Below are 10,661 nucleotides of genomic sequence, written 5' to 3' on the forward strand. Positions count from 1 at the left end.
AAATCCCGCTGGCCGATCTTCCGGTCAATTCGTGCTGACCTGGGGCTATCCCCGGCAATAACAAGGGCCGCTTGCTGCGGCCCTTGGTGTATCTGTTACTCGGTACGTGCCTTGAGGTAGCCGGCGTAGTCCGGGATCTGCACGCTGAACGCCTGCCGCATATGGGGGCTATCCATGATGAAGTCGGCGGTCGCTTCGTTGGTGGCAACCGGGATGTTCCACACCGCAGCCAGTCGCAGCAGCGCCTTCACATCCGGATCGTGCGGCACCGCATTGAGGGGATCCCAGAAGAAGATCAGCACGTCGATCTTCCCTTCGGCAATCAGGGCGCCAAGCTGCTGGTCGCCACCCATGGGGCCGGAGAAGAGGCAGGTGATGGGCAGCTCGGCCTTTTTGCCGAGCATGGTGCCGGTGGTGCCGGTGGCATAGAGGTGGTGCAGCTTGAGCTCCTCCTTGCGGCGCATGACCCAGTTCAGCAGAGGGGTTTTCATGTTGTCGTGAGCGACCAGTGCCACCCGCTTGTGGGGAGCCATCTCGCGTGCAATCTGTTCCATGAAGGTATCCGTAGCATTGTGATTGGAATTGAGCCGTATCCTAATCGAAAGCCATGACAGATGCTGTGTCGGGCGTATTAACTGTGATCCTGCCGGAAAGTTTTCGGGCAATGGTGGCCCAAATGAAGAGACCCGCCAGCAGCGGGTCTCTTCATTTGAGTTCTTTGGAGGGTCAGGAGCCGTGATGCAACTGTGCCTGCTGGTAGTTCTCCAGCCCGATGCGATCGATGAGATCGAGCTGGGTCTCCAGCCAGTCCACATGCTCCTCCTCATCTTCCAGGATCTCCTGAAACAGGTCGCGGCTGATGTAATCCTGCACCGATTCGGCGTAGGCGATGGCCACTTTCAGGTCGGGAATGGCATCCATCTCCAGCGAGAGGTCGCAGCGCAGCATCTCTTCCACCGTTTCACCGATGCGCAGCTTGCCGAGATCCTGCAGGTTGGGCAGCCCTTCGAGAAACAGCACCCGCTTGACCAGCTCGTCGGCGTGCTTCATCTCGTCGATGGATTCGTGGTACTCCTTGTGCCCGAGCGCCTTGAGGCCCCAGTCATCGTAGATGCGGGCGTGCAGGAAGTATTGGTTGATGGCAATCAGCTCATTGGCCAGCACCTTGTTGAGGTGGGCAATGATCTTGGGGTCTCCTTTCATCGACAGTGCTCCTTGGTTCGTGCCTGAGGTGGCAATCATCAGAGCTTAGTCGAGAAACATGACGACTTCGGGATGGCGGCGGATCAGGCCACTTCGTAGTAGAGCGGGGTTTGCTCCTGCTCCAGCTTGTCGAGTTCGGCGGCGATGATCTCCATGGTCATGCGCACGCACTTGCCACACTGGGCGCCCACCTCGAGCGACTGCTTGAGCTGGCGGAACTCGCTGTTACCTGACTGCACCGCCTTGCGGATCTGGGTATCTGTGATGCCGCGGCACAAACAGACGTACATGGTGGATTACCTCATATGAAATTGAGTGAAATCTAAATGAGAGTGGTTCGCAATGCAAATAACCATTGGTAATAAGATCCCCCGCTTGCCACTTGTCACCCCCTTGGGGAGAATGCCCTGATACAGAGGAAACCATCATGCTCAAGAAACTGTTCAGCGCCCTGTTCGGGGGCGAGCCAGCCAAGGTTGCGGAAGTCACCCCCACCGAATATGCCGGCTATCTCATCTATCCGGAACCCATGGCCGAAGGTGGCCAGTACCGGCTGGCAGGCCGCATCACCAAAGAGGTGGATGGCGTGCTGCAAACCCACCGTTTTATCCGCTCCGATCTGTTTGCCAACCCGGCCGATGCCGAGCGCTTCATGGTGCAGAAGGCCCACACCTTTATCGATCAGATGGGGGATCGCATGTTCGAGCCCCGCAAACCGGCTGACAGCCAGGCTTCATGACGCCGCCTGAGCTCAACAGCCTGCGCGAGGCGCTGGCCCGCGCCGGCGAGCGGCGCCTGATCTGGCTGGAGGGGGAGGAGGCCGACTGCATTGCCCGCGCCCAATCCCTGCTCGGCGAGACCGTCTTCTGGCTTGGCGCCGGGCCCGAGTGTTATGCCCCGCAACCGGCCGCCAAGGCGCTGCAGCGGCTCGGTCAGGAGTGCGACACGCTGGTGTTCAACGCCTTCAGCGGCTTTCATCCCGATGCCTTCGGGGCGCTGGCGGGCACTCTGCGCGCCGGTGGCTTGCTGTTGCTGTTGACGCCACCCAGAGCGCAGTGGCCCGCATGGCCGGATCCCGATCGGATTCGGCTGGTGGCCCAGCCGGAGGATGCCGGTCGGGCCGGCCACGGCTTTATCGCCCGACTGGTGCGGTTGCTGGCGGGGGATCCTGCCCTCTCGCTGGAGCCGCCGGTTTGCTCGCAGCCTTGGCAACCGATTGGGCCCGAACGCAGGCTGAGCTGCGATCAGGCGCGGGCACTGCCCGCTATCCACAAGGTGTTGCACGGTCATCGCCGCCGGCCGCTGGTGCTGAGTGCCGACCGCGGTCGTGGCAAGAGTGCGCTGCTGGGGCTGGCCGCCGCCGAGCTGCTGCGCCAGCAGCCCGGGCTGAACATAGTGGTGACGGCTCCCTCGCAGGCGACGGTGGCGACCCTGTTTGGCCACGCCGCGCGCGGCTTAGATACCACACCTGAACAGCTGAGCGGGCTGAGCTACTGTTCGCCGGATCGGCTGGTGCACGAGGCGATGAATCCCGATCTGCTGCTGGTGGATGAAGCGGCCGCCATTCCGACCCCGCTGCTTGAGGCCATGCTGGCCCGCCACAGCCGTATTGTCTTTGCCACCACCGAGCACGGTTACGAGGGGACGGGGCGCGGTTTTCACCTGCGCTTCAAGCGGGTGCTCGATAGCCAGACCCCGGAGTGGCAGGAGATCCACCTCTCTGAGCCCATTCGCTGGAGTGAGCGCGATCCGCTGGAGCCGCTGATTTTCCGCCTGCTCGGCCTCAATGCCGAAGTGGCAACTCCCTTGCCGCCGACCAGCCCGAGCTGGCGTCTGGTCAGTCAGGAGGCGCTGGCCAGCGACGAGGCGTTGCTCAACCAGCTGTTCGGCCTGCTGGTGCTGGCTCACTACCAGACCTCGCCGAGCGATCTTAGATCCCTGCTGGAGAGCCCGGATCTCGACATCCATCTGCTGGAGCAGGATGCGAGCCTGCTGGGAGTGGCCTTGGTAGCGCGGGAAGGGGGGATAGACCCTGAACTTGCCGAGGCGATCTGGGCCGGGCGTCGCCGTCCGCGCGGCCATCTGCTGCCCCAGTCGCTGCTGGCCCACGCCGGTTTCAAAACGGCGGGGGGGCGCAGCTACGCCCGGGTGATGCGTATCGCCATCCATCCCGAGCTGCATCGCCACGGGTTGGGGTCGCTACTGCTTGGCAAGCTTGAGGAGCACTATCGTCAGATTGGCACCGACTACCTCGGCTCGGCCTTTTCGGCCAGCGCCGACCTGCTCCCCTTCTGGCGCAAGGCCGGGCTGGCGGTGCTGCGCATCGGCCTGCAGCGGGATGCGGCCAGCGGCTGCCACGCTGCCCTGCTGCTCAAAGCGCTGAAACCCGAGCATGAGCCCGAGTTGAATCAATGGCAGCAGCGTTTTGTACGCCAGCTGCCGACCCTGCTGGCGGGCGAGTTGAGCGCGTTGGATCCCGAGTTGGTATGGCAATGCCTGCAAGGCAGTACCGTCACCGAGCCGGAGCTTGGCGAGTTCGAGCGCGATGAACTCGAATGCTTTGCCCTGCATCACAAGCCGTTCGAACTGAGCCAGTCGAGCTTGCAGTTGTGGCTGGCGCGCAATCTGGATGTGTTGGCTTCACTGACTCCTGACGAACGTTATCTGCTGATCGCCACCATCTGGCAATACGTAGAGTGGGCGGGGCTGGCTGCGAGGTTGCAGCTGGCGGGCAAGCCAGCCGTTATCAAGGCGTTGCGGGCACTGCTGGCGCGTCTCGTGATCTCCCCTACCACTCGATAGGTTTGCCCTGCCAGTCGAGAAAGCTCAGTTCGCCATCCGGTTGCAGCCGGTTCATCAACTGCACCAGATGGTCGGCTACCAGCTCGGGACTCTGCACGTTTCCCGCCGGTACATTGGCGTGAAACGGGCGGGAGAGTGGGGTATCCACGGTGCCGGGATGGAAGGCCAGCAATTTGACGCCGGGCGCCCGCCGGGCCAGCTCGATGGCTGTACACTTGAGCAGCATGTTGAGGGCGGCCTTGGATGCGCGATAGCCATACCAGCCGCCAGCCCGGTTGTCGCCAATGCTGCCGACTCGGGCGCTGAGAACGGCCAGAGTGCAAGGCTCGCGGCCAAACAGCGGTAACAGCTGGCTGATCCAGCGCAGCGGCAGCAAGGCGTTGGTCTGGTAGAGGCGGGTCATGGCAGCGAGATTGAGTGCTTCCAGCCGCTTCTCCGGCTGGATCTCCCCCTGATGCAGGATGCCGTTGCAGATCACCACCCGATGGGGTCTCGGCGCCAACTCCGCGATACGGACCGCCACTTCTGTCATCTGCTCATCGCTGTAATCACAACATAGCCAGTGCAGGGCCGGCGAAGAGGCTCCTGCTGGTGCGGGCTGACGACTGATGGCAATCACTGGCCCGACACCAGCCGCCAGCCAGTGTGCTACCAGAGCCGCCCCGATACCGCCAGAAGCGCCAATCACGACGACACCTTCACTCATCTCTGGCTCCTTATCAGCGCATGGATTTGTCCTTATTGGCAGATACGATCGTGCCAGCCCGAGGGATCAAGCAGTTAAGGCTGCAATCTTGCCGAGATCCGAGCCGCTGGGCGAATTCCATTCCTATACTGAGGGAAAACCGCAGCGGAGTGCTGCCTGCGCAACCAGAGCATGAGAGTCACCATGATGGCCAAAGACGGGGAAGAGCGTAAATCCATTCTGACCGAGAGCGGCACCAACGAGCTCGAGATCATCGAATTTCACCTCAAGAAGCAGCTGCCGGACGGGCGCGAGAAGATCGCCTACTACGGGATCAACGTCGCCAAGGTGCGCGAGGTGATCCGGGTGCCAGAAACCACCGATTACCCCAACGCCCAGCGCCACATGGTGGGGGTATTCTCACTGCGGGATCGCCTCATTCCGCTGGTGGATCTGGCGGGGTGGCTCGGCATCAAGACCAACCCCGACCCCAGCCACAAGGTGGTGATCGTCACCGACTTCAACAAGATGGCCAACGGCTTTCTTATCGACAGCGTCAGCCGGATTCACCGGGTCTCTTGGGAGGATGTGGAGTCACCCAGCCAGTTTCTGGAGGCGGGAGAGAACGACTGCGTGGTGGCCGTGGTCAGGCGCGATGGCAACCTCATCATGATCCTCGATTTCGAGAAGATCATCGCCGATATCAACCCCGAACTCAGCATGGAGAAGTACGACGTCACTCAGGATCGCAAGGTTATCATCGACGATCGCATGATGGCACTGCGTCAGAGCAAAACCATTCTGGTGGTGGACGACTCGGCCTTTATCCGCAAGATGATCGAAACCACCCTGCGCACCGCCGGCTATAACGTGATCACGGCCAAGGATGGGGGAGAGGGGTTGGAAATGATGACGGATTTCGATCGTCTGGCCCAGGAGGAGAGGATGCCGGTGACCGGCTTCGTCAACGCGGTGATCACTGATGTGGAGATGCCGCGCATGGACGGCATGCACCTGCTCAAGCGGTTGCGGGAGACCCCCTCCTACAAGGAGATGCCCATCGTGATGTTCTCCTCGCTGATGAGTGATGACAACCGCCAGAAGGCGCTGCAACTGGGGGCGAACGATACCATCACCAAACCCGAGATTGGGCGGATGGTGGGGATGATGGATCACATGCTGCTGGGGATAGCACTCCCTTCGCCCGCCAACAATATCTGATAGCGGATTAGCCAAGAGAAAACGGCCACCTTATGGGGTGGCCGTTTTGCTTTTACTGGTTATCCGAAGGTCAGGCAGTTTTTTCCTGATCAAGCGTCACCCTCAGGAGGCAATGCTGGCACTGGCTGCTGAGGGGGCAACCGGCTGTTCGATAGCCGGTTTGGCCGGCTCTTCGGCAGGCTTGGGCGGCTTGATGCAGGGCTGCACAGTGCCGATGGTGCTGAGCGACAGGCAGGGGATCGGCAGACCGATATGGACGGGTTCGCCGAGAAACTTGGGCCCCTTGTCCAGCACGTAGAGATCGACCAGCCCCATCACCCGGGCAAACACCTCGCGGATCCGGGTACGGATGCCCTGATAGGCGCTGGGATCATCGGCGTTGAAGCCGACCGCATCGATGCCAAAGTGACGGGCAATAAAGATGGCCCGCTCGTTATGAAAGCCCTGGGAGACCACGGTAAAGCGATCCTGACCGAACACCTCTTTGGCTCTGACCACAGAGTCGAGGGTGCGAAAGCCGGCGAAATCCATGTAGATGGCGGAGGCCGGGATCCCCGCCTTGATCAGGGCGCGCCGCATCTGGCGCGGTTCGTTGTACTGCAGGGTGGCGTTGTCGCCGGAGACCAGGATGTAGTCCACCTTGGCATTGTTGTAGAGCTCGGCCGCCGCCTTGATGCGGTATTTGAAGTAGTGGTTGGGGCCACCGCCCGAGAGGTATTTGGAGGTGCCCAGCACCACGGCAACCCGGTTGTATGGCACATCGCTCACCTTGTCGAAGGTGTAGTGGCGTGCATCCGAGACGATCCACTCGCTATAGGCCAGCACCGAGGCAATCAGGGCCAGCAGTGACAGCAGGCAGGCGAGGAGGATCTTGGCAAACTTCTTCATGCGCGATGCGGTTTGGGTCTGAAATTGGGAATGGCTTCCGGCATTCTATTACAACTCGGCTGTTGGCGTCAGGCTTGATAGCAGTAGCGGGACGCATTGGGGCAGGGCTTGTCGCAGGAAATCACGGATATAAAGAGGGGCTGCGCTGGCAGCCCCTCGACGTTTGCAGGCCCGGATCAGTGAGCCGAGTCATTGGCCTTGCAGGCTTCCGACTCCTTGTTGGCTTGCCACCATGGCAACAGATCCCGGCTCAGCCACGCCTGATAGGCTGCGCTGTCATTGGCGATCAGCTTGTCGAGCTCTGCCTCGAAGTCGCTCAGCGCCTGCTGCCGATCCGGATTGCGCAGTGCCTGCGCCATCGCCAGCCAGCTGGCATTGCGGCCGGTATCGTTGAGGAAGCGGTGCACCGTGTAGGACCAGGAGTAGACCATCTCGCCCCCCTGGTCGTAATCAAGGTGCAGGATGGATGCCAGAGTCGGCCGCTGGTTGGCGGGGCGGTTGCTCACATTGTCCAAACCTCTGGCAAAGCACTGGCCATGGGCGATGTACTCCGCCACCCCCTCGGCCCACCAGGTGGTGCGATTGAGGGGATAGTGGCCAAAGCTGCCGTACTGGTTGAAGCGGCCGTCGAGATAGTGAACGTACTCGTGGCGCAGGTTCCACACCTGGAAGGCGGGGCGTTTCCACTCGGCCTCATAGGCAAAGAAGCGGGCCTGATTGCCGGGGCGAGCCGGATCTCCCTCGATGTAGATGCCGCCATTGTCGGTGGAGGCGCCAAAGAGGGCGCCGCCGTAACGGCTCCAGTCGGCGGAAGAGTTGAAGATCACCAGCTCCAGCGCCTCGTTGTGATCATCCGCCACCGGTTGTTCGCTGGTTTCCATCAGCTGGTGGAAATGCTGCTCTTCCTCACCCAGCTCGCGGCAGATCCCTTCGGCTTGAGCCTGGGTGAGATCCTGGGCGCGCAGGCGCAGGGTCGGTGAACAGGTGTGCTCGAAGGGCAGGATATCCTCCATGCGGATTGGGGTGCAGAGCCCGGCAAACTCGCCGCTGACACAGGCTTCGCTGGTGCGATCCGTGTAGGTGAGGTAGTAGCTGGAGAGGGTAAGAGAGACCTCTTCCAGCAGGGCCGCGGGCTGGTTGCCTCCCGGAACCAACCCGTGCTGGCGCATGATGGCGATGACATCGCGGTCGAGCTGCTGGCGATAGCTGTTTGCCTCGTCCGGTCTGGTGTAGCGCATCATCTGATAGAGGCGGCTGTGGGCATCGAGGATGTTGTTGAAGATAAACAGATCCCGCGAACCGTCACGCTGTTTCCAGAGTGCCAGCTCGCTCATGCCGAGCAGACGCAGGTTCTGGCGGATGGCCGTTTCCTGCGCCAGCACGGTGGCGGTGAAGTCCGCCTGCTGGCCATAGGATGCGATCTGATCGACCAGATTGAGCAGTTCGAACAGCCCGTCAGCCCAGGGCTTGTGGCCATTGATCTGCGCCGCATGTTGCACCGCATAGCCGAGCGCCTGATTGAGCTGGGCCAGCATGGGCGCGGCGCTTTGCCGGAAGGCTTCCTGCCCCAGCTGCCCCTGGGCGGCCACACTCCATGCCTCCAGCACGGTTCCAGCCTGATCCTGCGGTTCTGCGCCCAGCAGCAAGGGGTGGTTGAGCAGGTCAATCATGACGCCAGACAGTGCGCGGGCAACCTGATCGCTCTCCTGCTTGATGCCGCCGTGATAGTTGTGGGCGCGCACATAGTAGAGCAGTTTGTCCATCGCCGGATGGGTCGGCTGATTGGCCGCCAGCAGGGCACGCATGCCGCGCACCACAGCCATCAGCTTGGCATCGTCGTGGCCATAGTCCGGCTGCCACGCGGGGCTGTTCTGCCCGCTCACATCGGCCACCAGCTTGGCGGCGTCGGCATCGAGCAGATCCGTATCGGGTTGCTCGGGCTCCGAGCAGGGGCGGCCGTTGGCGCGGCGACACTCCAGCTGCTCCTCCTTGCTATCAAGGATGATGGGGCGATTGAGTACCCGGCTCTCCTGCCACTCGTCGGTTTCCGGCAGCGGCTGCCACTCGCCCCCGGCGATCGAGTATTGGTAACCACTGTCCTTGAGGGTCACGGCGACGTTGCTGCCAGCCGGGATCACCTGACGGCAGATGCGATAGCGGATGGTATTGGTTCCCTCCTTGCGCTCCTGCGGTTCGTCGCACTCCTGCTGTGGCGTGAGCTGATCGAGCTGCCACTGATAACGGCGCCAGACGTGGATCTCGCTCACCTGAGCGGCCGCCTGAGATCCGCTGTTCGGCTGCAGGCGGAAGAAGATCTGCTCCAGCCGGCCATCCCGTTCGCTGGGGCTCTCTTCCAGTACATGCAGCTGTTGCCAATTCTGTGGCTGATAGTGCCACTCCGGCTCGGCGCAGCGCCCCTGTGCGTTGAGTTCACAGCGGTCCAGTTCGCGCTGGCTCTGTCCCAGGATCACCGCAGAGGGGAGTGGCAGGCGATCCTGGCGGGTGGCGGTCGGCGTGCCGGCCAGCTGCTCCCAGCGGCCCTGTTTCATGCCATAGCCGAAGTCATAGCTGCTGGCGGGGATCAGCTTGCCGGCCGGAACCCGATCTTCGCAGCGGACGAAGCGGATCTGCCAGCCGGATTCCACCCTGAGCTGGGGCTCGCCACACTGCTGCTCGGCGAGAGCCGCGAGGTCGCTCCCCTGCCAGTCAAAGCGACGATAGACCCTGAGCTGCTGATAGGGAGCGCTGGTGCTGCGAGCCTTGAGCTCGTAGGTGATCTCGGTGATGCGCGCGGCGAGTTGCCGGCTCGACTCTCCGGTCAGCTGATACTGTTGCCAGTCGCTGGGGGAGTAGTTGGCCTGTGTTGAGGAGGCAAAAAGCAGAGGTGCTGCCAATAGCAGCCACCCGGAACCTGAACGATTCATTTTTATCCCTTGTTATTGTCTGCGTTGTAACCGACAGGCAATCTATAGGGATTCAAAAGAACATCAATGGCGATTTAAAAAAGATAAAAATCAATAAGATGTGCTTTATTTTTCGGGCGGGTGGTATGAGGGCGCTTCAGCAGTAGTAAAGGCTCACATGAGACATTCTCATGTATGGAATGAAATCACGAAAATGGGAGCAACATCACATTCGGTTACTGAGGCCAGGTCTGTTGACTGAATTAACCACCGCTCTCTCATCCCGGCGTTGGCCGGTTTTAGAGAGCGGCAGACCCGTTGTTAGCCGCAAATCCAGCGACACACCTCTAATGCCGCGAAGGGCCCTCAGAGATAGCTGACAGTCACAATGGTCATGCTGCCACTATCAGCAACTTTATAGCTGATGGTGTTGCTGAAGAGATGGGTTTGACCACTTTGCCACAGTTTATTCAAAGCCATGCTCTGCTGGCTGGAGCCTGAATAGCAGGTCACGCTGCTGTCAGAAAAATTGCATGGGGTCTCATAGATGGTTCCACTGAAAGTGACAGTGCCATCGTATGCAGATGCTGCCATTGGCATCAGCGATGTGCCAGCAAGCAACGCAGAACAGATTGACAATGCGGATTTACGAGATAAGCGGGAGAGGAAGTGTTGAGCTTTCATTTTAATGTCCTTTTCGTCACTGGGTGGTACGAAAAGGGCAACGCAATATGAAGAAGATGCACATAAACAACTACATCAATCTTCTCAGATGGCGGCTCCGCTGTCTTAGGCATGGTAACCCTTAGACCGGTGGCTTTGCGTCCCGACCTTTCGATCGGTTTGCCCTTTACTCTATGTGTAGATGATAACACCCCACTTTGTGAAATCAATCATCCTAAAAAAGTCTGGGATATCAGTCACACATCGGTTGTATTGCTGTCTCTTATACACATCTC

Annotated in this window: 9 protein-coding genes, 1 pseudogene and 1 riboswitch; of the genes and pseudogenes, 3 read left to right on the forward strand and 7 right to left on the reverse strand. The window is 60.6% G+C overall.

Going from position 1 to position 10,661, the window contains the following annotated elements:
* Window positions 1-95: 95 nt before the first annotated feature.
* The 3 genes from AACR93_RS01790 to AACR93_RS01800 all read right to left on the reverse strand — a co-directional run bounded on the left by AACR93_RS01790 (window position 96) and on the right by AACR93_RS01800 (window position 1,493).
* Complete coding sequence (locus AACR93_RS01790; RefSeq protein WP_033115561.1) at window positions 96-554, reverse strand: methylglyoxal synthase; 459 nt, start codon at window positions 552-554, stop codon at window positions 96-98.
* Window positions 555-726: 172 nt separating this feature from the next.
* Window positions 727-1,203 (reverse strand): bacterioferritin, encoded by a 477-nt coding sequence (gene bfr / locus AACR93_RS01795; RefSeq protein WP_033115562.1) that lies wholly within the window; start codon window positions 1,201-1,203, stop codon window positions 727-729.
* An 83-nt stretch (window positions 1,204-1,286) separates the two neighbouring features.
* Window positions 1,287-1,493, reverse strand: a complete 207-nt coding sequence (locus AACR93_RS01800) for a bacterioferritin-associated ferredoxin (protein ID WP_043852192.1) — start codon at window positions 1,491-1,493, stop codon at window positions 1,287-1,289.
* 137 nt (window positions 1,494-1,630) lie between these two features.
* Between AACR93_RS01800 and AACR93_RS01805 the strand changes: the two genes are divergently transcribed.
* Window positions 1,631-1,942 carry an HlyU family transcriptional regulator gene (locus AACR93_RS01805; protein WP_043852193.1) on the forward strand — a complete coding sequence of 104 codons (312 nt, stop codon included), beginning with the start codon at window positions 1,631-1,633 and terminating at the stop codon, window positions 1,940-1,942.
* Window positions 1,939-4,005, forward strand: coding sequence for a tRNA(Met) cytidine acetyltransferase TmcA (locus AACR93_RS01810; protein WP_043852194.1), 2,067 nt, complete (start codon window positions 1,939-1,941; stop codon window positions 4,003-4,005). The genes AACR93_RS01805 and AACR93_RS01810 overlap by 4 nt, the downstream gene beginning before the upstream one ends.
* Here AACR93_RS01810 and AACR93_RS01815 read toward each other — a convergent pair.
* A complete protein-coding gene (locus AACR93_RS01815) occupies window positions 3,992-4,711 on the reverse strand; it encodes an SDR family NAD(P)-dependent oxidoreductase (protein ID WP_043852195.1) in 720 nt (239 codons plus the stop codon). The two genes, AACR93_RS01810 and AACR93_RS01815, sit on opposite strands and share 14 nt — an antisense overlap.
* Window positions 4,712-4,894: 183 nt before the next feature.
* Here AACR93_RS01815 and AACR93_RS01820 point away from each other — a divergent pair, with 183 nt between their 5' ends.
* Complete coding sequence (locus AACR93_RS01820) at window positions 4,895-5,911, forward strand: chemotaxis protein (protein WP_041209293.1); 1,017 nt, start codon at window positions 4,895-4,897, stop codon at window positions 5,909-5,911.
* A 105-nt stretch (window positions 5,912-6,016) separates the two neighbouring features.
* Here AACR93_RS01820 and AACR93_RS01825 read toward each other — a convergent pair.
* From AACR93_RS01825 to AACR93_RS01835, 3 genes and pseudogenes are all read right to left on the reverse strand, one after another.
* Window positions 6,017-6,799: pseudogene (locus AACR93_RS01825) on the reverse strand (SanA/YdcF family protein); the annotation flags it as partial.
* Between the two features lie 176 nt (window positions 6,800-6,975).
* Complete coding sequence (locus AACR93_RS01830; RefSeq protein ID WP_043852196.1) at window positions 6,976-9,723, reverse strand: collagenase; 2,748 nt, start codon at window positions 9,721-9,723, stop codon at window positions 6,976-6,978.
* 345 nt (window positions 9,724-10,068) lie between these two features.
* Entirely contained in the window at window positions 10,069-10,386 is a 318-nt protein-coding gene (locus AACR93_RS01835) for a type 1 fimbrial protein (RefSeq protein ID WP_043852197.1), read from the reverse strand.
* An 87-nt stretch (window positions 10,387-10,473) separates the two neighbouring features.
* Window positions 10,474-10,560, reverse strand: a riboswitch (cyclic di-GMP riboswitch).
* Window positions 10,561-10,661 lie beyond the last annotated feature (101 nt).

This window comes from Aeromonas sp. L_1B5_3 (assembly GCF_963866575.1).
GTDB lineage: Bacteria > Pseudomonadota > Gammaproteobacteria > Enterobacterales > Aeromonadaceae > Aeromonas > Aeromonas jandaei.

Bases quoted from the DNA above. Each gene is read 5' to 3' on its own strand.
- AACR93_RS01820 (WP_041209293.1), top strand. From the start codon at position 4,895: ATGATGGCCAAAGACGGGGAAGAGCGTAAATCCATTCTGACCGAGAGC.
- AACR93_RS01830 (WP_043852196.1), bottom strand. From the start codon at position 9,723: ATGAATCGTTCAGGTTCCGGGTGGCTGCTATTGGCAGCACCTCTGCTT.
- AACR93_RS01835 (WP_043852197.1), bottom strand. From the start codon at position 10,386: ATGAAAGCTCAACACTTCCTCTCCCGCTTATCTCGTAAATCCGCATTG.
- AACR93_RS01800 (WP_043852192.1), bottom strand. From the start codon at position 1,493: ATGTACGTCTGTTTGTGCCGCGGCATCACAGATACCCAGATCCGCAAG.
- AACR93_RS01805 (WP_043852193.1), top strand. From the start codon at position 1,631: ATGCTCAAGAAACTGTTCAGCGCCCTGTTCGGGGGCGAGCCAGCCAAG.
- AACR93_RS01815 (WP_043852195.1), bottom strand. From the start codon at position 4,711: ATGAGTGAAGGTGTCGTCGTGATTGGCGCTTCTGGCGGTATCGGGGCG.
- AACR93_RS01790 (WP_033115561.1), bottom strand. From the start codon at position 554: ATGGAACAGATTGCACGCGAGATGGCTCCCCACAAGCGGGTGGCACTG.
- bfr (WP_033115562.1), bottom strand. From the start codon at position 1,203: ATGAAAGGAGACCCCAAGATCATTGCCCACCTCAACAAGGTGCTGGCC.
- AACR93_RS01810 (WP_043852194.1), top strand. From the start codon at position 1,939: ATGACGCCGCCTGAGCTCAACAGCCTGCGCGAGGCGCTGGCCCGCGCC.